This window comes from Frigoribacterium sp. PhB107, from assembly GCF_003751515.1.
Taxonomy (GTDB): domain Bacteria; phylum Actinomycetota; class Actinomycetes; order Actinomycetales; family Microbacteriaceae; genus Frigoribacterium.
Genome location: NZ_RJKU01000001.1, coordinates 1280101 through 1301401 on the forward strand (window position 1 = coordinate 1280101; position 21301 = coordinate 1301401).

Consider the following 21301-nt stretch of genomic DNA (forward strand, 5'->3'; position numbering starts at 1 on the left):
GGAGGGGAGACCTACTTGAGGTCGGCCTCGGTGTAGTAGCCGCTGTCGACGAGGACCTCTTTGTAGTTGTCCTTCGTGACGATGGTCGGCTGGAAGAGGTACGTCGGGACGACCTTCTCGCCGTTGTCGTACGTCTTGTCGTCGTTCGTCTCGGGCGTCTTGCCGTTGAGGATGTCGTCGGCCATCACGACGGACTGGTCAGCGAGCTGACGGGTGTCCTTGTAGATGGTCGAGTACTGCTGACCGGCGATGATCGACTTGACCGAGGCGGCCTCGGCGTCCTGGCCGGTCACGATCGGCAGCGCGTCCGAGCTGTAGCCGGCGCCCTCGAGGGCGGAGATGATGCCGATCGAGATGCCGTCGTAGGGCGAGAGCACGCCGTCGAGCTTGGTGCCGCCCGAGTAGGTCGACGCGATCAGGTTCTGCATGCGCGCCTTGGCGGTGGCAGGGTCCCACTGCAGCGTGGCGGCCTGCGTGAACTCGGCCTGGCCGGAGCCGATGGTGAGCGAGCCGTCCTCGATGTAGGGCTTGAGGGTGTCCATCGCGCCGTTGAAGAAGAAGGTCGCGTTGTTGTCGTCGGGGCTGCCGGCGAAGACCTCGATGTTCTTCGGCTCGGCGCCGTCGATCTTCTTGCCGTCGGCGTCGGCGAGGCCGAGACCGGTGAGGAGGCTGGTGCCCTGGTCGACGCCGACCTTGTAGTTGTCGAACGAGACGTAGTAGTCGACGTTCTCGTTGCCCGTCAGGAGGCGGTCGTACGAGATGACGTCGATGCCGGCCTTGGCGGCCGAGTCGAGCTGGTCGCTGAGCGAGCCGCCGTCGATCGAGGCGACGATGAGGACCTTCGCGCCCTTGGTGATCATGTTGCTGACCTGCTGGACCTGCTGCGGGATCTTGTTGTCGGCGTACTCGAGGTCGACCTTGTAGCCCTTCTTCTCGAGGGCGCTCTTGACGGCGTCGCCGTCCTTGATCCAGCGCTCGGAGACCTTCGTGGGCATCGCGACGCCGATGAGGGCGCCCGAGTTGTCTCCGCCGCTGTCGCCGCTGCCGCTGTCGCCGCCACGACCGCCGCCGGCGCAGCCGGCGAGCGAGATGGCGAGTCCGGCGGCGACGATGCCGACCATGAGCTTCTTGTTGTTCACGGGGATTCCTTCGTGTCCGTGTCATCTCGACGGCGTCGTCGATGACGGATGGTGTGCTGCGTGGGTGGTGCAGGGATCGGCGGGGGCGAGCGGCGGGACGTCGCGGGACCGGGCCGGGGGGCGGCGGGTCGCGACCGGGGTCACGGCGAGCCGGCCGGCGCACGGGGAGGCGCGCCGGAGCAGAGGGGCCTAGGCGGGGGCGGAGGCGCGGAGGGCCGAGGAGGCGGCGGCGACGCGAGCGGTCGGCGCTGCCGACGAAGCGGCGCGAGCGGCCGAGGAGCCAGCTGCGGCCTGGGGCGGGGCCGAGGCGGCGGGGGTGGTGCGAGCGGTGCGGTTCACAGGTGACCTCTTCGTCAGGTGGTGTGTCGCTGGTGCGCGGGACGGTGCGGGGGGGGGTGTGACAGGTGGTGCTGGGCGGCTCCGATGTCGGGGCCGTGCGTCACCGGTGCGGCTGCTGTGCCGACCCGGCATAGCGGATGTGACCGTTTCATGTGAGCGCTCACATCTGTGGTCCGGGGCAACTATGAGGCAGGCCGCGACCGATGTCAAGTCGCGCGCTCGGGGGCCAGGGTTCACACGCCGGATACACGCCGTTCACGGGCCTGAGCGGAACGCGGGGCACGATGTGCGCATGATCACCGTCACGGCCACCGTCCACACCGCGCACGACAGCGCCGGGTTGTTCTGGCTGTCGCGGCGGCTCCTGGCTGAGCACACGACGGCACGCGTCGACGAAGGGCAGTACCTCGTGCAGCTCGCCGACGCCGGGACCGTGCTGCTCACCGAGCTGCCCGAGATGCTGCGCTTCGACGTCGTGGTGCGGGACGAGCTCGCCGCCCGCCGCACCCGGCGCGCCCTCGACGGAGTGCTGGACCGCTGGTCGCTCGGCGCCGTCTCGGCGGTCACCTGGCAGGCGGAGCGACTCGACGCGGAGCCGATCGGCGCGTAGGCGCCCCGGCCTGGCCGGGTCAGGCGATCGCGGCGATCGTCCACGACACGGTGTGCGACTCCCCCGACGCGAGCCGGACGAGGTCGACGCCGCTCGTGAAGGCGTCCGGCGGGCAGGTCATCGGCTCCACGGCGAGGCCGAGGCGGTCGAGCTCGGGCTCGGGGCGGTCGCCCGTGTGCACCTGGACCCAGGGCAGCTCGGAGACGGCCCACGACATCGCGACGCCGCGGCCGTCGCGGGCGACGACCTCGACCGTGGCGCGGCCCTCGGCGTCCGCGTCGATCTCGGTGAAGGCGTGGTCGACGAACAGGTCGCCGACGGGGCGGGCCTCGCGGAAGTCGAAGCCGTCGCGCTCGGTGACGCCGTGCACGCCGGTGGGGACGAGGCGCTCCTCGGTGACCTCGAGGTAGCTCGCCGCCGGGAGCAGCAGCGACCAGTCGTCGACCCGGCCCTCGCCGGCGACGAGGTACGGGTGTGGCGCGACGCCGTACGGAGCCGTGCCCTGCCCGACGTTCGTCGCCGTGACCGTGGTGACGAGGCCGGCGTCGCCGAGTTCGTACACGGCCCGGAGCTCGAGGCGGTAGGGGTAGCCGTCGCTCGGTGCGAGCCGGGTCACGAGGGAGGCGCGGTGCGCGTCGGCCTCGTCGGCCGGGTCGGACGCCCAGTCCGCCCACTGCACCAGACCGTGCAGCGCGTGACCCCGCTCGACCTCGTTGAGGGGCAGCTGGCGCTCGGCCCCGTCGTCGTCCCACGAGCCGTCGACGACCCGGTTGGGCCACGGGGCGAGCAGCGCGCCGCGGTACAGCGGACGCACCTCGTCGAGGCCGAACGGGACGACGAGGTCGCGACCGTCGTGCGTCAGTGTACGCAGCGTGGCACCGACCCCGGCGATCTCGGCCCGGTACGGGCCGTGCTCGAGCACGGTGGGCACGCCGCTGACGGGGACGGCGGCAGGCGTCGCCGGGTCGGTGACGGCGGTGGTGGTCTCAGGCACGGGCGGCTCCTCCGAAGACGGTGTGGTCGAGGTGCGCGTTTCGGAACCGGCCCTCGGGGTCGACGGCGGCGGCGTGGGCCGCGAAGTCGTCGAGTCGAGGGTAGCGACGACGCAGCACCCCGTGGTCGAGGCCGGCCACCTTGCCCCAGTGGGGGCGGGCGTCGAACGGGGCCAGCGCCTCCTCGACGCTCGGGAGCACCGCGAGCACCGCCTCCGTGTCGCGACGCCAGGTGAAGTGGAACGCGATGCTGTCGCGGCCGCCGCTCGGGCTGAGCCAGGCGTCGTCGGCGGCGACGCTGCGGATCTCGCTGACGAAGATCACGTCGGCCAGGCTCTCGCCGATCGCTCGGAGAGCCTCGACGGCGGCCGGGGCGTGCTCGGCGGGGACGAGGTACTCGCTCTGGATCTCCTCCCCCGCGCTCGGCGTGAACTCGGCGCGGAAGTGCGGCAGCCGGTCGAGCCACGGGCCGGGGACGCCGAGCTGCGGGGTGACGGCGTCGGCCGCCGTGTCGGGCAGCATGTGCACGGCCTCGGAGGCGGGGCGGGCACCGAGCGCGACGAGGTCGAGCGGCGTCGCGAGCGGGGCGTCGCCCACCCGCGCCTTCGCCCAGACCTGGCCGACGACGTCGCCCGTGTACCTCGTGAAGAGGCTGACGCTGTAGGCGTGCGCCATCAGGGCGCCGAAGTCCTCGAGGGCCGCCTCCCACGGGAGGTCGTGGTGCACGGTCTGCACGACGTCGAAGGTCGGCACGGTGTCGAGCACGAGCGCCGTGACGATCCCGAGGGCGCCGAGGCCGACGACGGAGGCGCCGAACGCCTCGTCGCCCCGGCGGACGACGTCGAGCGAGCCGTCGGCCCGCACGATCTCGACCGCGGCGACGCTCGCCGAGAGCGCGGGGTTGCGCACCCCGGAGCCGTGGGTGCCCGTCTGCACGGCGCCAGCCACGCTGATGTGCGGCAGCGAGGCGAGGTTCGGCAGGGCACGGCCGCGGGCCTGCAGCTCGCGGGCGAGGACGGCGTGCGTGGTGCCGGCCCCGACGCGGACGGTGCCCGCGGCCTGGTCGAGCTCGATCGGCAGCCCGAGCGCCTCGGTCGAGACCAGCACCCCGTCGGTGTCCGCCACCCGGTTGAACGAGTGCCGCGAGCCGATCGCCTTCACGCGACGGCTGGACGCGACCACGTCGCGCAGCTCGTCGACCGAGGTGGGGGTGCGGAGGTCGGTCGTCGTGTACTCGACGTTCTCGGCCCAGTTGTGCATGAGACTCCTTCGACTCGGTGGCGGCGTCCAGTCTAGTGAGCGCTCACTCGGCGCGGGCCGAGCCCGTGCCGGTGCTCGTGTCCCCCTCACTGGGGACCGCCGACCCCCCGGACCGGGGCCGCGTCCCCCGTTGTCCCCCGGGCCAGGACGCGGTTCGCTGGGTACAGGCCCCGGGAGACCGCCGCCGACCGACCACGACCCAGGGGAACACCACGATGGACTCGACCGCACACGGCACCGACGCCGTCCGCGCCTCCGCTCCGCAGCAGCCCCGCCACGACCGCCGGGTCCGCCCCGAGCGCGTCGTCCGACTGCGCCGTGCGCCGTCGTTCTTCCTCACCTGGCTCGACGTCCCGAACGACGGCAGCGACCCGGCCCTGCCGCTCGGTGCCTGCCTCGTGCTCCGCCGCGTCGGCGGCCAGACCCCCCGCGACGTCGTCGTCGAGCTGCCCGGCGGCGTCGCCCGCCGCTCCGACGCCCTCCGTCGCCGCTCGGCGATGGGCGTCGCGACGCCGACCGAGATCGGCGCCCTCGCCGAGCTCGGCACCGTCTTCGTCGAGTGGACCTCGTCGGACGGCGTCCGCCGCACCACCTGGCTGCGCGTGCCGTCGGTGCCCGCGCGCTACCGCGTCCGTCGCGCCGCCTAGCCGCGTCGTGTCGCCCCGGCGCGCGTCAGCGCGTCAGCGCCTCAGCGCCGGTACGCCGCCGCCGGGTGCGACGCCGGGAGGCGCGGCCCGCCCCCCGTGTACCGCTCGCGCAGCGTCTCGCCCGGCACGTACGCCTCGCGCACACGGCCGCGACGGCGCAGCTCGGGCACGACCAGCTCGACGAAGTCGCGCAGCGTGTCGTACGAGTGGTACTGCCGCAGGTTGATGCCGTCGATCCCCTCCTCGTCGAGCCACCGCTCGATCTCGTCGGCGACGACCGTCGGCGTCCCGGCGACGAAGAACGCGCCGCCCCAGGCCTCGTCCACGCTCGCGATCAGCTCGCCGACCGTGATGTCGAGAGGCAGGGAGGCGGCCCCCGGGTGCTCGAGGCGCCCCTCGGCCACGAGGGCCTCGCGGACGGTCGTCGCGGGGTCGTGCGACGGCGCGTCGAAGGGGACGCTGCGGTGCACGAGCGCGCCTTGCTCGCTGGCGAACGACTCGTAGAGGGCCAGCTTCTCGGCCACCGCCTCCTCGGTCTCGGCCGTGATCACGCCGGCCTGCACGATGAAGCGGACGTCGTCGGCAGCCCGGCCCGCCTCGACGGCTGCGGCCCTGGTGGCCTCCGCCACGCGGGCCACCGCACGTCCGCCGGTGAAGACGACCTCGGCGTTGCGGGCGGCCTGCTCCACGCCGGTCGGCGACGCAGTCGCGAGGAAGAGCACCGGGGTGCGCTGCGGCGACGGCTCGCTGAGGTGCGGCCCGACGACCTTGTAGAAGCGGCCGTCGTGGTCGATCGTGTGCACCTTCGACGGGTCGGTGTACACGCCTGAGCCGGGCGCGAGTCCGTCGGCGATCGGGTCGGCGACGACGGCGTCGTCCTCCCACGAGCCCTCCCAGAGCTTGTAGAGCACGTCCAGGTACTCGGCCGCCCGGGCGTAGCGCTCCTCCTTCGGGATCTGGTCGTCGAGCCCGAAGTTGCGCGCGGCCGAGGGCAGGTACGAGGTGACGACGTTCCAGCCGACGCGGCCCCCCGTCAGGTGGTCGAGCGTCGACATGCGTCGCGCGAACGCGAAGGGAGGCTCGTAGCTCGTCGACGCGGTGACGCCGAAGCCGAGGTGCTCGGTCACCGCGGCCATCGCCGGCACGACGAGCATCGGGTCGTTCGCGGGCGCCTGTATCCCCTCGAGCAGGGCCGGCGCCGGGCTGTCGCGGTAGACGTCGTAGGTGCCGAGCACGTCGGCGAGGAACACGGCGTCGAAGCCGCCCTGCTCGGCCAGCCGCGCGAGCTCGGTCCAGTAGCGGATGTCGGTGTACTCGCGACGGTGGTTGCCGGGGAGCCGCCAGAGGCCGTGCGTGATGTGGCCGACGCAGTTCATCTCGAAGAGGTTGAGGATCAGCTTCTTCTTCGCGTCGGGCGCGGTGCGCGCAGCTGAGGCGTCGGGCGCGGGTGCGGTCGTCGGGGCGGTCTCGGGCGTCGGGGCGGTCTCGTCGGTCACCCGGTCGACACTGCCACAGGCCGGAGGCGCGGGCCGGGCCCGTGACGCCCCGCGACGCGTGGTACCGCGGTACCACCACGCCGGCACCCTGCTCCGACGAGGGCGGTCACCGCTCTCCGTAGCGTCGTGACCATGATCGAAGCCAGCCACCTCACCAAGCGCCACGGCGCCTCCCTCGCCGTCGACGACGTCTCGTTCACCGTCGCTCCGGGGTCCGTCACCGGGTTCCTCGGGCCGAACGGCGCCGGCAAGTCGACCACCATGCGCATGATCGTCGGGCTCGACCGGCCGACGTCGGGCACGGTCACCGTGAACGGGAACCGCTACGCCGACAGCCCGGCTCCCCTGCAGGAGGTGGGGGTCCTGCTCGACGCGGGTGCCGTCCACCCCGGGCGCACGGCCCGCGACCACCTCCGCACCGTCGCCCGGACGCACGGCATCCCCGACCGCCGCGTCGACGAGGTCATCGGGCTCACCGGCCTCGAGTCGGTCGCACGTCGCCGTGCCGGCACCTTCTCCCTCGGCATGGGACAGCGCCTCGGCATCGCCACGGCCCTGCTCGGCGACCCCGACACGCTCGTGCTCGACGAGCCCGTCAACGGGCTCGACCCGGAGGGCGTCATCTGGGTGCGGCAGCTCTGCCGCTCCCTCGCCGCCGAGGGGCGGGCCGTGCTGCTCTCCAGCCACCTGATGAGCGAGATGGCCCAGACGGCCGACCGCCTCGTCGTCCTCGGCCGGGGCCGGGTCATCGCCGACGCCTCCGTCGCCGACGTGCTCGCCGGCCAGGGAGGAGGCACGGTCGCCGTCAGGACCGACTCGACCGAGCGCCTCGAGGCGCTGCTGCGCCCGCTCGGCGGCACGGTCACGCACCTCGCCGCGGATCGCCTCGAGGTCGCGGGCCTCTCGGGGGAGGAGATCGCCCGCGCGGCCGCTCCCGCCGGCGTGCTGCTGTTCGAACTGACGCCCACGCAGACGTCGCTCGAGGACGCCTTCTTCGGCCTGACCGACGACTCGGTCGAGTACCGGTCCGGGTCGAGGACTCAGGCGTGATCGACGGGGGCGCCTCGAGGACGGGCGCCGCCGGGCCCCCGTGACCGGCGCCTCCTGAGTCCTCGACCGGACTGAGCACCGCAGCCGCGCTGCTCCGACCTCCGACCACTGCTCCGCGCCTGCTCCTCCGCGCTCTCTCCTCCTCCCCTCCTTCTCTTCTTCCCTCCCCGCACTTCCTCCCGATCGGAGACACCTCGTGACCACCGCACCCCTGCTCAGCCCGCTCGAGCGCGCACCGCGCCTGACCTTCGCCCGCGTCGCCTGGTCGGAGCGGACCAAGCTGACGAGCGTCCGCTCGACCTGGCTGATCGCGGCGCTGACCGTCGTCCTGTCCGCCGCGGCGAGCGCCGCCGTCGCCCTCACCGACGCCTCCGACCCTGCCGGCGCACTGGCGGGCGGGGTGGCGACCACCCTCCGCACGATGGCGCCGGCGACGACGGTCGGTGAGCTCTTCGTCGCTGTGCTCGTCGTGCTCTTCGTCACGCAGGAGTTCGCGACCGGCCAGAAGCGGACCACCTACTCCGCCGTGCCCCGGCGGCTGCCCGTGCTCGCGGCGAAGGCCCTCGTCGCGGCGGGCGCCGCCGTCGTGCTCTCGGCGGCCTCGTCGGTCGCGGCGTGGGCGGCGTCGAGCGCGGTGCTGTGGAGCACGGGCCTGCGGACCTCGCTCGTCGACGCCGCCGTGCTCCAGGCCGTCGGCGCCGCGGCGGCGTGGCTGGCCGTGCTCACCGTGTTCACCGTGATGGTCGCCACCCTCGTCCGGAGCTCGGCCGGGGCGATCGCCATCGTCCTCGGGGTGCTGCTCGTGCTGCCCGTCGCCGTGATCCTGCTGACCGCCAGCCAGGGATCCGACTGGTCCGTCCTGCTCCTCACGTACGCTGAGACGACCATGAGCCAGCTCTCCTCCGGCACCGAGCCCGTCGCCGACCTGGGCCGCGACCTGGGCGTGCTCGCCGCCTGGCTCGTCGTGCCGACCGCCGCCGCGGCGTGGGCCACCGCGCGACGCGACGTCTGAGATGCGCGTCCGCCGCGCCTCCTCGTCGTCGGGTCCCGACACCGCGCCGAGGCCCGGCCCCGCGCCGGGGCCCGGCGCCGCGCCGGTACCGGTGCCGGTCCCCGGCGTGGGCGCCGGTGTGGGCGCCGTGCCCCGGCCGCCCGGGGCGATCCGCCGACGCATCGCGGCGCACCCCGTCGCGACGGACGTCGTCGTCGCCCTCGCGGCCGGGGCGTTCGGGATCCTGGGAGGCGTCTCGAAGATCGCCCCGTGGGTCGTCGTCTTCCCCGCTCCCTGGCCCTGGTACGTGCTCTGGGCCCTCGCCTCCGGCGCACTTCTGCTGCGCCGCAGGCTACCCGTCGTCGTGGCGGCGGTCGCCTTCGCCGCCCTCGTCGGCCAGGCCGCGCTCGACGCGACCGACCTGCCCTGGGCCTTGCTCATCGCCCTCTACTCGGTCGCGGCCCACCGCGGCGCCCGCTGGGCCTGGGCCTGCTCCGCGGCGGTCGTGGGCCTGCTCTGGGCCCTGTCGGCGACGCTGGTCCCGCAGCTGGAGTCGCCGCTGGTGGCGGCCTTCGGCATCGTCGTGGTCGTGCTCGTCGGGCTCAACGTGCGCAGCCGGCGCCAGTACCTCGCCGCCCTCATCGACCGGGCCGCACAGCTCGAGCGCGACCGGGACCAGGAGGCGCGTCTCGCCGCGGGCGCGGAGCGCGCGCGGATCGCCCGCGAGCTCCACGACGTCGTCGCCCACGGCATGTCCGTGATGATCAGCCTCTCCGACGGGGCCGACGCGGTCGCCGAGGTCGACCCGGCGCGCAGCCGCGACGCCGTGCGGCAGATCGGCGTCGTCGGACGGGAGGCGCTGGCCGACATGCGCCGCCTGCTCGGCGTGCTGCACGACGACGACGACGACGCGGCGCTCGCTCCCCAGCCGGGGCTCGACGAGCTCGACGACCTCGTCGAGACCTACCGCTCGGCCGGCCTGCCCGTCGCGCTCACCCGCGTGGGCGAGCTGCCGACGGCTCCTGCTCTGCAGGTGGTCCTCTACCGGACAGTGCAGGAGGGGCTGACGAACTCCCTGAGGTACGCCGAGCGGCCGACGCGGGTCGCAGTGGTCCTGCGCGGTGCCGAGGGTCGGGGCGTCGGCAGCGGCAGCGGCAGCGGCAGCGGCAGCGGCGATGTCGACGCGCTCGGGCTCGGGCCCGCGCTCGGCGGGGTCACCGTCGAGGTCGTCGACGACGGCGCGGGCACCGTCCCCGCCGCCTCGGTCGGGACGGAGCGCGGGCTCGTCGGGCTCCGCGAGCGCGCAGCACTGTACGGGGGCACCCTCGAGGCCGGCCCGCGCACGGACCTGGGCGGGCGCGGGTGGCGGCTGCGGCTCGCCCTGCCGGGTCACGGCGACGGCGCCGGCGCTCAGCCGGTGACCGGGGCGAGCGCTCAGCCCCTCCCCGGGCGGGACGCCCAGCCCGCCGCGAGCGCGACCTCTGCCCCGACGCCGACCGACGCCGACCAGCTGCCCGAGGAGGCACCGTGACCGACATCACCGTCATGCTCGTCGACGACCAGGACCTGCTGCGCGCCGGCATGGCGATGGTGCTCGGGGCCCAGCCGGGCCTCCGGATCGTGGGCGAGGCCGCGGACGGCCTCTCCGCGGTCGAGCGCGACGCGGAACTGCGGCCGGACGTCGTCCTGATGGACGTCCGCATGCCCGCCCTCGACGGGATCGAGGCCACCCGCCGCATCGTCGCCGCGCGCCCGGAGGCGCGCGTGCTCGTGCTGACGACGTTCGACCTCGACGAGTACGCCTTCGGGGGCCTGAACGCGGGCGCGAGCGGCTTCCTCCTCAAGGACGCTCCCCCGGCCGAGCTGGTCGCCGCTATCCGCACCGTGGCGGCGGGCGACGCCATCGTGTCGCCGCGCGTGACCCGCGCGATGATCGACCTGTACCGGGGGCGCCTGCCCGATCCTGCGGGCGTGCGTCGCGCCTCCTCGATCGACCTGCTCTCCGAGCGCGAGCGAGAGGTGCTCGTCGCGATCGGGCGTGGGCTCAGCAACTCGGAGATCGCCCGGGAGCTCTTTCTCTCGGAGTCGACCGTCAAGACGCACGTCGGACGCGTGCTGGCCAAGCTCGACGCGCGCGACCGGGTGCACGCGGTGATCTTCGCCTACGAGAACGGGCTCGCCGGGGGCTGATCCCGCGCCGCGGGCGGCCTTCGCGCTCGACCGTGTCGAGCGATCAGGAGGCGACGACGCCGATGACGCTCGTGCCGCCGGTCGGAGCCCGTCGAGGACGCCGACGCCTGAGTCCTCGACACGAGGGTCGCTCGCTCAACACGGGGGCCGCCCCGCTCGACCGCGTCGACCGCGTCGACCCTTCAGGAGACGGCGCCGTGCGCGCCGTGCACGCCGCCGATCGGGCGCCCTCGACGGCGCCGCTGCCTGAGTCCTCGACACGGCACCGTGCCGCGGTGGTGCCGGGCACGGGAGGCGCGGGCACCCGTTCCGACGGACCCCGACCGGGGCTAGCTGCTCCGACGCCCGCCGCGCACTGCGGGTCCGGTCGGCACCGAGCCCGTGCGGGCCGCCTGCACGGTCGCGATCGACGCCGTCACGACCGACACGGACGAGGTGATGGTGCGGAGGCTCGACGTCGACAGGGTCGACTGCGTGTGTCCCGAGACCGGGAAGCCCCGGCGGCCGAGGACGACGACCACGAGGCTCGCCCCGACCACGACCGCCGCGACGAACGGCAGCGCGCCGAGGCCGAGCCCGGCCGTGCCGAACACCTGTGCGCCGAGCGCGGCCCCAGCCGCGATGCCGACGTTGGAGCCTGCGTTGACGAGAGCTCCGGCGATGTCGGGGCTGACGCCTCCGGTGCGGATGGCCGCCGCCATGAACAAGGTCCCGGTGGTGCCGTTCGCCGCGACCCAGAGCCCTGCTACCACGAAGGTGCCGACGAGCGAGCCGTGCACGAGGGGCAGGGCGGCGAGTGCCAGCGCCATGACGGCCACGGCGGCGATGAGCGTCTGTCGCGGCGCCCGGTCGACGAAGGCCCCGGCGGTGAGCAGTCCCACGATGCCCGTGACGCCGAGCACGAGGAGGGCCGGTGCGACCGCGTCGTCGCCCAGTCCGGCCGTCATCAGGTACGGGCCGACGTAGGTGTAGACGACGTAGTGCCCGGCGAACAGGAGGAGGTCGGCGACGACGACGGCGAGCAGGCCCGAACGAGCCCAGGCCGCGACCGAGCCGAGGTGCGGCGACGACTCGCCCCGGACCGCGGGCAGGAACGCCAGCGCCACGACGGCGAGGACGGCGGAGGCGACCGCCACGGCGAAGACCGCGGAGCGCCAGCCGAGGTGGTCGCCGACCGCCGTGGCCAGGGGCACGCCGAGCACGAAGCCGAGCGAGCTGCCTGAGTAGACGAACGCGATGGCGCGGCCCGCGAGCCGGGGCGGGACGATGCGCGTGGCGTACGCCGAGGCCACCGAGAAGAAGAGGGCGTGGGCGATGCCGCCCACGACGCGTCCCACGCAGACCGTCTCGAAGTTCGGGGCGAGCGCCACGATCAGGTTCGACGCGGTGTAGCCGCCGAGGGTCGCGACGAGGACGGCCTTCCGCGGCACGCGCGCCGTCGCCCACGTCAGCGGCAGCGCGAGCAGGGCGACCGCGAGGGCGTAGACCGTGATGACGACGCCCATGCGGGACTCGGTGACCCCGAGGTCCTCGCTCATCGTCGAGAGGAGCCCGACGGGCATCAGCTCGGTGGTGATCGCGAAGAACGTGGCCAGCCCGAGCACGGCGATGCCGACGATCGCCGACGGGGTGAGGACGTGCGGCGTGCCGTCGTGGCCGTGGGTCGGACGGGGGGCCGGGGTGTCGATGCCGCTGACCCGCATGGACCCCGTGTAGGTCGAGGACGGGGTCGAGGTCGGGCCCTGCGTGTCGGGCTCGGGGGCGAGGGCCACGGAGCCGGTGCGGGTGTCGTCGGGACGCGGGGAGTTCTGGGGCACGGTCAGGCCTTCCTGGACGGGCCGGCCGGGCGCGCACGACGATCGGCTCGTCGAGGGACCACTCAGCCGACAAGACCCGGCGTGACGACGCGGGCGGTGTCGGGAGGCGGAGCGCGCACGTCGCGGCGGAGGGGCGGGCGTTCGGGGATGGGCCACTCCACGACGAGGGCGTCCATCCAGTGTTGCACGGCCCCCCGGGCCCTCCGCAAGATCCAGAACGACATTCGGTTTTGCGGCCTGCGCAGTGCCGTCGCCGCCCTGGTCGACAGGTCGCCGCCCCGCTGTGACGGCCTCAGGAGGCGCGGCGAGCGGCCAGCGCCGCCTCCAGCAGGTCGGTGAGCACGGTGCCGCGCGACCCCGCGTCCTCCGGGTGCCACTGGACGCACCAGACGGGCGCCTCCTCGTGCTCGACCGCCTCGATCGTGCCGTCGTCGGCGCGGGCGACGACCCTGAGCCCCGCGGCGACACGTCCGACGGCCTGGTGGTGGGAGCTCCGCACGTCGAGCTCCGTCGCGCCGAGCGCCTTCGCCAGCTCGCTGCCGGGCTCGACGAGCACGCGGTGGTCGACCATGCTGTCGGCGGTGTCGCCTCCGACGTGTCCGCCGTCGTGGAGGTGCTGCACCAGGTCGCCGCCGAGGGCGACGTTCACGAGCTGCATGCCCCGGCAGATGCCGACGAGCGGGGTGCGTTCCTCGACGGCGCGACGGACGATCGCGACCTGGGCCCGGTCCGCCGCCGGGAACGTCTGGCCGAGGTGCGGCTCGCCCGGGTCGCCGCCGTAGAGGGACGGGTCGACGTCCTCTCCCCCGGTCACGATGACCGCGTCCGCCGCCGACAGGCGCTCGTCGAGCTCGGCCGGGGGCGTCTGCGCCGCCGGCACGCGGTCGACGGTGAAGCCCACGTCGGTCGCCGCCGCGACGACGCTGGCCGTGAGGCGCTGCAGCTCGGCCTCGAAGGCGGGGTCGTCGCGACCGCCGTCGGCGACGTCGACGACGAGCAGGACGGGCGTCGACGCAGGGTCGCGTCGAGGACTCAGGTCGGACATGCCGCCATCGTGCCAGGCGCCTGCCGGCGGGGCCGGTCGCGACGCGCACGCCTGAGTCCTCGACGGCACGGGGCGGACCGGAACCGCCCGGATCGGCACGGCGCGCCTGCGCGCGGCCCAGCCCGCGCGGACTGCCCGGGCCGAGCGCACTGCCCGGCCCGCGCGCGCTGCCCGGCCCGCGCGCACTGCCCGGCCCGCGCGCACGCCGGGCTACTACCGTCGACCACACGCGTGCCGGCCCTGATCCGTGCAGCAGAGAGGGATGTCATGTTCGAAGCGGAGAACCTGCGCGACTGGATCGGCCTGCCGGTCGTCGACCCGAGCGGCGACAAGATCGGACAGCTCGAGAGCGTCTACTTCGACACGTCGTCGGACACCCCGTCCTTCGCGACGGTCCAGACCGGCCTCGTGGGCAAGAAGCTCATCTTCGTGCCCCTCGACGGCGCGGTCGTCGCCCCGAAGCACCTCAAGGTCCAGTTCGACAAGAAGCTCGTCAAGGACGCCCCGTCCATCGACACCGACGGCGAGCTCGAGGCCTCGCAGGAGGCGGACGTCTTCGCCCACTACGGCCTCCCCTACGCGCTGGGCGCCGGCGGAGAGCGTCGGCTCGGCCGCCGCTGACTCAGGCTGCAGGACACGAGGAGGCGCGGTGCGACGAGCACCGCGCCTCCTTTCGTCGTCCCCGACGTCGCGATCTGCAGCCTGCTGCTCCGGGACCTCGGCCCGTGAGCCGCGTTCCGGGCAACGGCCCGCTGGCCTGCGCTCCGGTGCCTGGCTAGGCAAGCACTCCGAGGTGCTCGAGCAGGATGCTCGTGCCGATGAGGATCAGGACGACGCCGCCCGCGATCTCGGCCGGCTTGCCGAAGCGCGCCCCGACCCGGTGGCCGACGAGCACGCCGACGAAGGTCAGGACGGTCGTCGTCACGCCGATCAAGAGCACGGCCCCGCCGATGGACACCGGCAGGAACGCGAGCGTCACGCCGACGGCGAGGGCGTCGATGCTGGTCGCCACCGCGAGCAGCAGCAGCTCGCGGGTGGAGATCCGGTCGACGTCCTCGTCGTCGTCCGCGCCCTTCGTGAAGGCCTCCCAGAGCATCTTCGCGCCGATGAGGGCGAGGAGCCCGAAGGCGATCCAGTGGTCGAAGTCGGCGATGTAGCTGGCGAAGGCGGTGCCGAGCAGCCAGCCCGCGAGGGGCATCGCCGCCTGGAAGAGACCGAACGTCACGGCGATGACCGTGGCCCCGCGCACCGAGAACTGGCGCATGTGCAAGCCCTTGCCCAGCGCGACGGCGAAGGCGTCGGCAGAGACGCCGAGGGCGATGAAGAGGAGGGCCCAGAAGCTCACGACGGGTCCTTTCGGTGGCGGCGACGGCGGGCGTCGTCGCCCCGGAACCTGTCGATCTTGGCATGCCGGAGGCGGCCGTGACGCCAGAAAAGCCCTGATCAGACAACTTCGGGACGCCGAATCCGCGGTGTCGGGCGACCGCGTGGGAAAGCGGGCGAGACCGACACGGTCTCGCCCGCCTCCTGCTGGCTCGTCGCGCCTGCGACGACGCTCCCGAGGAGTCGCCTACGCGGCGTCGCTGCGCGTCGACGCCACGACCGCGGACACGACCTCGGCGAGCTTCGCGACGACCTCGGCGTCGTCCTTGGGGTGCACCTCGGCGAAGCGGACGACCGAGCCGGGGATGGCCAGGGTCACGTCCTCGAGGACCTTCGCGCCGGCGATGCCGAACGACTTGCGGGTCTCGTCCTGCGCCCACACGCCGCCGAACTGGCCGAACGCGCTGCCGATGACGGCGACCGGCTTGCCCGAGATCTGGCTCTCGCCGTAGGGGCGCGACGCCCAGTCGATCGCGTTCTTGAGGACGGCCGGGATGGTGCCGTTGTGCTCGGGCGTGACGACGAGCACGGCGTCGGCGCCGCTGAGCGCGCTGCGGAACGCGACGGCCGCCTCCGGACGGGCGCCGTCCACGTCGATGTCCTCGTTGTAGAACGGCAGGTGCGCGATGCCGTCGTAGACGCTCAGGGTGACGCCCTCGGGGGCGTTCAGCACCGCGGTCTCGGCGATCTGCTTGTTGGTGGATCCGGCGCGCAGGCTGCCGACGAGGACGAGGACGGTGGTCATGGGGTCTCCTTGCTGAAGTGGTGCGGTGGGTGCAGCGGGCTCCGACGCGGGTAGGTGACGCGTCATGCACGTGCACGAAGGGAGACCTGCCGGAGGCGCGGGATATTCCCGAGGACCGCTGCGAGACGCGCGCCGACCCTCACCCCGCGCGTCGTCGTTGGGGGTGCCGCGCGCCTCCTCCATCCAGGCAACGCGCGTCGTCGCGGGGCTGCCGCGCGCCTCCTCGGCTCAGGCGGGGCGGCGGATCGTGCTGACGACGTCGACCAGGCTGGGCCGTGCGGGCGCCGAGCCGAACCCGAATCGCACGGGCGGCGACAGCGGCGCGATCGAGCCGAGGTCGACGCCGTCGCGGACGGCCGTGACGGCGGCGAGGTCGCGCACGAGGGTGACGCCGTAGTACTCGCGGCGGCCTCCGCCCGCGGTGCCGGCCGTGCGGGCGCCGTGGACGAGCACGCGGGCGACAGGATCGACGAGGGTGAGCCACGCCGGCCGGGTTGCGAGGCCGCGCGGGACCAGCCGCAGCAACACGCCGAGCCACGAGATCGGCCCGACGGCGAGCGTCACCTCGAGGTCGCCCGCCGTCACGGCGATGCCGCCGTCGACCCTGCGGCGGGCGACCGGGACGACCCGCACCTCGTCGAACGAGTAGGTCGACGAGACGTAGTCCGCGACCTCGGGCGAGGGTGCGAGCAGGAGGCGGTGGCCCGCCGCGTCCTCGATCATCACGTCGGCGAAGCGGCCGAGCGGCGACTCGTCCCACATGCCGATGACGACACGGGTCCCGGAGGCCGTGCCGAAGCCCGCGATGCGGCCGCGGAAACGGTCGTCAGGGGCGCGCGGAGGGCGGTGCCGGCCGAGAGCGGGCAGAACGGGACGGGGACGGCGCATGGGGGCGACGGTACGCGGACCTAGGCGTCGAGGATTCAGGCGGCGGGGGCCGGACGGCCGTGCTCACCTGCACGCCGACGCCGTGGACGTGCCCGCCTCCTGAGCCCTCGACAGGGTCGCTCCCGGCGGGGCGGCAGGCCTGCGGGCCCACGGCCCTGCGAGAAGGCGTCAGTACCCGGCGTCGACGTCCACGACGCCGACGGGCTGTCCGCCGTCGGCGAGCGCCCGGATGTTCTCCTCGACCCGGGCCTGGAACAGCGGCTCGGTCATCGCGTTCGTGTTCGCCTGGTGCGGGGTGATCAGCGCCAGCGGCTCGTCCCAGAGAGGGTGCCCGTCGGGCAGCGGCTCGGGGTCGACCACGTCGAGGCCGGCTCCGCCGATCGACCCCGCGGCGAGCGCCGCCACGAGCGCGTCGGTGTCGACGAGGGGCCCTCGGGCGATGTTCACGAGCACGGCTGTCGGCTTCATCGCCTCGAGCTCGGCCCGGCCCACGATCTTGGCCGTGCCGTCGGTGAGGGCGGCCGCGACCACGACGACGTCCATGTCGGGCAGCACCTCCGCGAGACCCTCGGCGGTGATCGTGCGCACGGCACCCGGGACCTCGCGGGGCGTCCGCACGACCATCGTCACCTCGACGTCGAACACCCCCAGGAGCCGCAGCAGCTCGGTGCCGATGCCGCCCGCGCCGATGATCAGCACACGCGACCCGTTCAGCGAGATGCCGCGCTGCTCCTGCTCCCAGGAGTCCGCACGGGCTCGGAGGGGCAGCGAACGCAGCGTCGCCAGGGTCAGGGCGAGCGCGTGCTCGGCCACCGGCGCGCTGTAGGCCCCCTTCGCGCTGGTGAAGACGAGCCCGTCACGGCGGGTGGCCCTCATCGTCTCGACGTACGAGTCCACACCGGCGCTCGGCAGCTGCACGACCGAGACGGCGGGGTGCTCGTCGATCGCCCGGCGCAGCTCGGCCTGGTCGACGCGGCCGCCGACCACGATCATCTGCGTCTCGTCGCCGAGCTCGACCGCCCTGGCGCCGGTGGCCTCGACGGCGCGCGTCGCGGGGCCGACGCCCCAGACGTCGCCGCCCACTCCGGACGAGTCGGGGACGGGGAGGACGGTCACGGCGATGTCTGTCATCGGCCCAACCTATCGACGCCGCGGCGACGTGCCCGCGCTGGCGTGAGGCCGCTGGCGTGAGCCCGCCCCCGTCGAGGACTCAGGCGAGACCTGTCCGGTGCCGGCCGCCGGGCCCGCGCCACGGCGGCGACCGCCTCGGGTGCCTGAGTCCTCGACGCGACCGGGCCCGCACCTCCTCGTCTCAGCCCTTGACCGCCCCCGAGGTCAGCCCGGAGACGATCGAGCGGCGGAAGATCAGCACCAGGATCACGATGGGCACGGTCGCCGAGACCGACGCCGCGAAGATCGCCCCGTACGGCACGGTGAACTGCGTGCCGAAGAGCGCGATGCCGACCGGGATCGTGCGGAACGACGTCTCGCTGTTGAAGGTGAGCGCCATGAGGAACTCGCTCCACGAGGCGGTGAAGGTGAAGACGCCGACCGTGAAGAGGCCCGGCTTCGACATGGGCAGGATGACGGAGAACACGGTGCGGAGGGGCGAGGCGCCGTCGATCTCGCTCGCCTCCTCGATGGTGGTGGGGATGCCGGCGAGGTAGTTGCGCATGATCCATATCGCGAACGGCAGGTTGAACGCGACGTACGGGATGATCAGGCCGGGATAGCTGTTGAGCAGGCCGAGCTGCCGCTCGATCAGGTAGATCGGCGTCAGGACGGCGATCGCGGGGAACACGGACAGCATCAGGAGCGTCGTCATGATGGTGGTGCCGCCCTTGAGCTTGCGGCCGGTGAGCGCGTAGCCCGCGAAGAGCGCGAGCCCCAGGACGAGCACCGTGGTGCTGACGGCCACGATCACGCTGTTGAGCATGTAGACCGCGAGGTCGTTCGAGACGAACGCGGTGACGTAGTTCTCGAGCGTCCAGGTCTGGGGAACGACCGTGGGAGGCGACGCCGCGACCTCGGGAGCCGTCTTGAACGACGACACCACGAGCCAGTAGAGCGGGATCGCCGTCACGAGGGCGATGAGCACGCCGCCGATGTTGACCACGTTGACCCAGCGGCGCCAGCCGCGGCGGATCTTGGTGCGGGCCATCAGTCGCCTCCCTTCGCCTGGTTGCGGAACGCTCGGAGGAACAGCAGGCAGCCGAGGCCGACGATCAGGGCGGTCGACGTGGCGATCGCGGCTCCCGGGCCGATGTTGATGTCCTGGAAGAGCACCTTGTAGCCCATGATCGCGAGGGTCTGGGTCGAGGTGCCGGGGCCTCCCTGGGTGAGGACGAACGGCAGGTCGAAGACGCCGAACGCCTGCAGCACCCGGAACAGGACCGCGATCGTGAACGTCGGCAGCAGCTGCGGCATCACGACGCGCCAGAAGGTCGACCACGCGCTCGAGCCGTCGAGCTCGGCGGCCTCGTACTGTTCGTCGGGGATCATCACGAGGCCCGCGAGCAGGATGATCGCGACGAACGGCGTGGTCTTCCAGATGTCGGCGACCATGAGGGCGGCCGCGGCGCTGACCGGTTCGCCGAGGATCACGGGCGGGCTGTCCGTGAACAGGGCGATCCCCCACGTGGCGATGCCGTAGGTCGAGTCGTAGATGTACTTCCAGAGCTGCGCGGAGACGATGGTGACGAGCGACCACGGGATCAGCAGCAGCGCGAGCATCCAGCCCCGGGTCACGCCGAGCCGCTCGAGCACGAGCGCCGAGAGCATGCCGAGCACGAGCTCGGTCGTCACCGTGACGACGGTGTAGAGGATCGTGAAGCCGAGGGCCCGGTACCAGTCCTGGCTCTGCAGCAGCGCGCCGTAGTTGGCGAGCGTGTACTCCTCGACCTGGAACCCGTCGTAGTCGATGGTGACCCGCGCGAAGCTGAGCAAGACCGAGTAGATCACCGGGAACACGGTCACCAGCAGGATGACGAGCAGGGCCGGGCTGGCGAAGAGCCACGCGGCGCGGTTGCGGGTGCGCGCGAGCGAGGTGCGCGCTGAGCGTTCAGGCGTCGGCGGCCCCGTGGTCGTCGAGAGCGCGGTGTCCTGGCGGGGCGTCGTCGTCTCTTCCTGAACGCTCATCACAGGGCCTGCCCGGCGAGTGCCACGTCCATCTGCCGCTGCATGCGGCTGGTTCCCGTCTCGACGGCCGACTGCCCCGCGGCGATCGAGTTCGCGTTGACGTAGATGCCCTGCGAGACCTTCGGGTAGAAGGCGGTCGCGGTCGGCCTCGGCACGAGCGTGTAGTCGGCCGCGATCTCGTACTGCGGCTTGGCGGCGGCCTTCGCGTCGGGGCTCGTCAGCGACGCCGTCCGCGCCGGGATCACGCCGCCCTCGCGCACGATGAGCTGCTGCGCGTCCTCGTCGGCCAGCCACCGCGCCCACGCCAGGGCCACGGCCGGCTTCGCGGTGTGCGGGTTGATGTAGCTGCCCCAGCCGCCGATCGTCGTGTGCGTCTCGTCCGTGCCGTCGAACCCGGGGCGGGACCGGATGCCGATCTTGCCTGCGACGCTCGAGGCGTCGGGGCTGTTCGCGGTGTCGTACGCGTACGACCAGTTGCGGAGGAACGCCGCCCGCCCCGTCGTGAAGGCGTCCAGGCTCGCCTGCTCGATGTACGTCAAGGAGGCGCGGGGCGTCACGCCCTCGGAGACCAGCGAGGCCATGAACTCCAGCCCGCGTCGCGCCTCCGAACTCGTCGCCGTGGACTCGGTCACGTCCTCGTCGGTGAAGCGGCCGCCGGCGTCGGCCACGAACTCGACCGCGTTGCACGTCATGCCCTCGTAGACGTTGCCCTGGAAGACGAAGCCGTAGTCGACGTCCCCCGTGTCGATCAGCGCCTTGCTCGTCTCGACCACCTCCTCCCACGACCCCGGCACCTGGAAGCCGTGCTTGTCGAGGAGGTCCTGCCGGTAGACCAGGAACGAGTTGTCGATGTAGACGGGGAACATGTAGTACTCGCCGTCGACGCTCGCGGCGGAGCGGAGGCCCTCGGGGTACTGGTCCCAGAAGTCGTCCGGGACGAGGGTGCTGAGGGGCGTGGCGAGGGAGTTCTCGGCGAACTGGCCGGGCCAGGCGATGTCGCCGTGGATGACGTCGGGGCTCTGCGAGCCGGCCGCGATCTGGGTGGTCAGGGTCGTGCGGTTCGTGTCGGTGTCGGCAGGCGCCGCGACGAGGTTGATCCGCACGTTCGGGTACTGCTTGTTGAACTCCTCGATCAGGCGGGGGCGGAGGTCGCCGCCCTCGTTGGTGGCGATGTTGGCGCTCCACCAGTCGATCGTGACGGGCTCGTCGCCGACCTCCGTCGGCCAGTCGCCGATCTCGGTCCGCTCGGCGCGGGGTGCGCAGCCCGCGAGCGCCGCGACTCCTGCCAGTCCCGCCGCCCCGGCGAGCAGCCCCCTGCGGTCGATCTGCATGCGTCCTCCTCGACGTGTCGATCGTGCGCGACGGCCGCTGGTCTCCCGTGACCGCGCTCTTCCACCCTAAGAACCGGCTCGACGGGGAGTCAAGGGCGCCGAGGGGCCCCGAGCGCGTGAGCGCCCCTCGTACGCCATCGCCGCGGGGGCGCGGTCGACGGATCAGGACACGCCGTCGGTCACCGCGTCGCGACGCGCCGAGCCGGGTCAGACGGGCGCCAGGACCTGAATGATCGACTG

21 protein-coding genes are annotated in these 21301 nt (G+C 73.2%); 7 read left to right on the forward strand and 14 right to left on the reverse strand.

The features are described from left to right. Window positions 1-11 precede the first annotated feature (11 nt). Together chvE and EDF18_RS16280 are read right to left on the reverse strand one after the other, a co-directional pair. Complete coding sequence (gene chvE / locus EDF18_RS05910; protein ID WP_233568993.1) at window positions 12-1139, reverse strand: multiple monosaccharide ABC transporter substrate-binding protein; 1128 nt, start codon at window positions 1137-1139, stop codon at window positions 12-14. A 189-nt stretch (window positions 1140-1328) separates the two neighbouring features. After that, window positions 1329-1478 carry a hypothetical protein gene (locus tag EDF18_RS16280; protein ID WP_158614623.1) on the reverse strand — a complete coding sequence of 50 codons (150 nt, stop codon included), beginning with the start codon at window positions 1476-1478 and terminating at the stop codon, window positions 1329-1331. Between the two features lie 292 nt (window positions 1479-1770). On the opposite strand from EDF18_RS16280, the gene EDF18_RS05920 reads away from it, so the two are divergent. Next, window positions 1771-2088, forward strand: coding sequence for a hypothetical protein (locus EDF18_RS05920; RefSeq protein WP_123546797.1), 318 nt, complete (start codon window positions 1771-1773; stop codon window positions 2086-2088). 19 nt (window positions 2089-2107) lie between these two features. On the opposite strand, the gene EDF18_RS05925 is transcribed toward EDF18_RS05920, so the two are convergent. Then, a complete protein-coding gene (locus EDF18_RS05925; protein WP_233568994.1) occupies window positions 2108-3082 on the reverse strand; it encodes an aldose 1-epimerase family protein in 975 nt (324 codons plus the stop codon). Continuing rightward, complete coding sequence (locus EDF18_RS05930) at window positions 3075-4340, reverse strand: FAD-binding protein (protein ID WP_123546798.1); 1266 nt, start codon at window positions 4338-4340, stop codon at window positions 3075-3077. Before EDF18_RS05930 ends, EDF18_RS05925 begins: the two co-directional genes overlap by 8 nt. 215 nt (window positions 4341-4555) lie before the next feature. Here EDF18_RS05930 and EDF18_RS05935 point away from each other — a divergent pair, with 215 nt between their 5' ends. Continuing rightward, a complete protein-coding gene (locus tag EDF18_RS05935; RefSeq protein WP_123546799.1) occupies window positions 4556-4987 on the forward strand; it encodes a hypothetical protein in 432 nt (143 codons plus the stop codon). A 41-nt stretch (window positions 4988-5028) separates the two neighbouring features. Here the strand turns inward: EDF18_RS05935 and EDF18_RS05940 are convergent, their stop codons facing one another. Further along, a complete protein-coding gene (locus EDF18_RS05940; protein ID WP_233568995.1) occupies window positions 5029-6483 on the reverse strand; it encodes an NtaA/DmoA family FMN-dependent monooxygenase in 1455 nt (484 codons plus the stop codon). Window positions 6484-6615: 132 nt separating this feature from the next. On the opposite strand from EDF18_RS05940, the gene EDF18_RS05945 reads away from it, so the two are divergent. The 4 genes from EDF18_RS05945 (at window position 6616) to EDF18_RS05960 (ending at window position 10714) form a co-directional block, all read left to right on the forward strand. Further along, complete coding sequence (locus EDF18_RS05945) at window positions 6616-7533, forward strand: ABC transporter ATP-binding protein (RefSeq protein WP_123547331.1); 918 nt, start codon at window positions 6616-6618, stop codon at window positions 7531-7533. A gap of 196 nt (window positions 7534-7729) precedes the next feature. After that, window positions 7730-8545, forward strand: coding sequence for a hypothetical protein (locus EDF18_RS16285; protein WP_158614624.1), 816 nt, complete (start codon window positions 7730-7732; stop codon window positions 8543-8545). Between the two features lie 106 nt (window positions 8546-8651). Next, entirely contained in the window at window positions 8652-10055 is a 1404-nt protein-coding gene (locus EDF18_RS05955) for a sensor histidine kinase (protein WP_158614625.1), read from the forward strand. Continuing rightward, entirely contained in the window at window positions 10052-10714 is a 663-nt protein-coding gene (locus tag EDF18_RS05960) for a response regulator transcription factor (protein ID WP_233568996.1), read from the forward strand. The genes EDF18_RS05955 and EDF18_RS05960 overlap by 4 nt, the downstream gene beginning before the upstream one ends. A 329-nt stretch (window positions 10715-11043) precedes the next feature. On the opposite strand, the gene EDF18_RS05965 is transcribed toward EDF18_RS05960, so the two are convergent. Beyond that, on the reverse strand, window positions 11044-12531 hold the full coding sequence (locus EDF18_RS05965; RefSeq protein ID WP_123546801.1) for an MFS transporter: 1488 nt from the start codon (window positions 12529-12531) through the stop codon (window positions 11044-11046). Between the two features lie 292 nt (window positions 12532-12823). Beyond that, the gene (locus EDF18_RS05970) at window positions 12824-13576 is read right to left on the reverse strand and encodes a gamma-glutamyl-gamma-aminobutyrate hydrolase family protein (protein ID WP_123546802.1); all 753 of its coding nucleotides are present in this window, start codon (window positions 13574-13576) and stop codon (window positions 12824-12826) included. A 267-nt stretch (window positions 13577-13843) separates the two neighbouring features. Between EDF18_RS05970 and EDF18_RS05975 the strand changes: the two genes are divergently transcribed. Further along, complete coding sequence (locus EDF18_RS05975; protein WP_123546803.1) at window positions 13844-14197, forward strand: PRC-barrel domain-containing protein; 354 nt, start codon at window positions 13844-13846, stop codon at window positions 14195-14197. A gap of 154 nt (window positions 14198-14351) precedes the next feature. Here the strand turns inward: EDF18_RS05975 and EDF18_RS05980 are convergent, their stop codons facing one another. The 7 genes from EDF18_RS05980 to EDF18_RS06010 all read right to left on the reverse strand — a co-directional run bounded on the left by EDF18_RS05980 (window position 14352) and on the right by EDF18_RS06010 (window position 21061). After that, entirely contained in the window at window positions 14352-14921 is a 570-nt protein-coding gene (locus EDF18_RS05980; protein WP_123546804.1) for a manganese efflux pump MntP family protein, read from the reverse strand. Between the two features lie 225 nt (window positions 14922-15146). Beyond that, window positions 15147-15704, reverse strand: a complete 558-nt coding sequence (locus EDF18_RS05985; protein ID WP_123546805.1) for an NADPH-dependent FMN reductase — start codon at window positions 15702-15704, stop codon at window positions 15147-15149. Between the two features lie 228 nt (window positions 15705-15932). Next, window positions 15933-16592, reverse strand: coding sequence for a hypothetical protein (locus tag EDF18_RS05990; RefSeq protein WP_233568997.1), 660 nt, complete (start codon window positions 16590-16592; stop codon window positions 15933-15935). 168 nt (window positions 16593-16760) lie between these two features. Beyond that, complete coding sequence (locus EDF18_RS05995) at window positions 16761-17723, reverse strand: D-isomer specific 2-hydroxyacid dehydrogenase family protein (RefSeq protein WP_123546806.1); 963 nt, start codon at window positions 17721-17723, stop codon at window positions 16761-16763. A gap of 181 nt (window positions 17724-17904) precedes the next feature. Further along, window positions 17905-18753 (reverse strand): carbohydrate ABC transporter permease, encoded by an 849-nt coding sequence (locus tag EDF18_RS06000; protein ID WP_123546807.1) that lies wholly within the window; start codon window positions 18751-18753, stop codon window positions 17905-17907. Then, window positions 18753-19730 (reverse strand): carbohydrate ABC transporter permease, encoded by a 978-nt coding sequence (locus EDF18_RS06005; protein WP_123546808.1) that lies wholly within the window; start codon window positions 19728-19730, stop codon window positions 18753-18755. Before EDF18_RS06005 ends, EDF18_RS06000 begins: the two co-directional genes overlap by 1 nt. Continuing rightward, window positions 19730-21061: an extracellular solute-binding protein gene (locus EDF18_RS06010; protein WP_123546809.1), complete on the reverse strand. Its 1332-nt coding sequence runs from the start codon at window positions 21059-21061 to the stop codon at window positions 19730-19732. The genes EDF18_RS06005 and EDF18_RS06010 overlap by 1 nt, the downstream gene beginning before the upstream one ends. Window positions 21062-21301: the final 240 nt, after the last annotated feature.

Bases quoted from the DNA above. Each gene is read 5' to 3' on its own strand.
- EDF18_RS06010 (WP_123546809.1), bottom strand. From the start codon at position 21,061: ATGCAGATCGACCGCAGGGGGCTGCTCGCCGGGGCGGCGGGACTGGCA.
- EDF18_RS05945 (WP_123547331.1), top strand. From the start codon at position 6,616: ATGATCGAAGCCAGCCACCTCACCAAGCGCCACGGCGCCTCCCTCGCC.
- EDF18_RS05990 (WP_233568997.1), bottom strand. From the start codon at position 16,592: ATGCGCCGTCCCCGTCCCGTTCTGCCCGCTCTCGGCCGGCACCGCCCT.
- EDF18_RS05935 (WP_123546799.1), top strand. From the start codon at position 4,556: ATGGACTCGACCGCACACGGCACCGACGCCGTCCGCGCCTCCGCTCCG.
- EDF18_RS05985 (WP_123546805.1), bottom strand. From the start codon at position 15,704: ATGACCACCGTCCTCGTCCTCGTCGGCAGCCTGCGCGCCGGATCCACC.
- EDF18_RS05930 (WP_123546798.1), bottom strand. From the start codon at position 4,340: ATGCACAACTGGGCCGAGAACGTCGAGTACACGACGACCGACCTCCGC.
- EDF18_RS06005 (WP_123546808.1), bottom strand. From the start codon at position 19,730: ATGAGCGTTCAGGAAGAGACGACGACGCCCCGCCAGGACACCGCGCTC.
- EDF18_RS06000 (WP_123546807.1), bottom strand. From the start codon at position 18,753: ATGGCCCGCACCAAGATCCGCCGCGGCTGGCGCCGCTGGGTCAACGTG.
- EDF18_RS05975 (WP_123546803.1), top strand. From the start codon at position 13,844: ATGTTCGAAGCGGAGAACCTGCGCGACTGGATCGGCCTGCCGGTCGTC.
- EDF18_RS05920 (WP_123546797.1), top strand. From the start codon at position 1,771: ATGATCACCGTCACGGCCACCGTCCACACCGCGCACGACAGCGCCGGG.
- EDF18_RS05970 (WP_123546802.1), bottom strand. From the start codon at position 13,576: ATGTCCGACCTGAGTCCTCGACGCGACCCTGCGTCGACGCCCGTCCTG.
- EDF18_RS05995 (WP_123546806.1), bottom strand. From the start codon at position 17,723: ATGACAGACATCGCCGTGACCGTCCTCCCCGTCCCCGACTCGTCCGGA.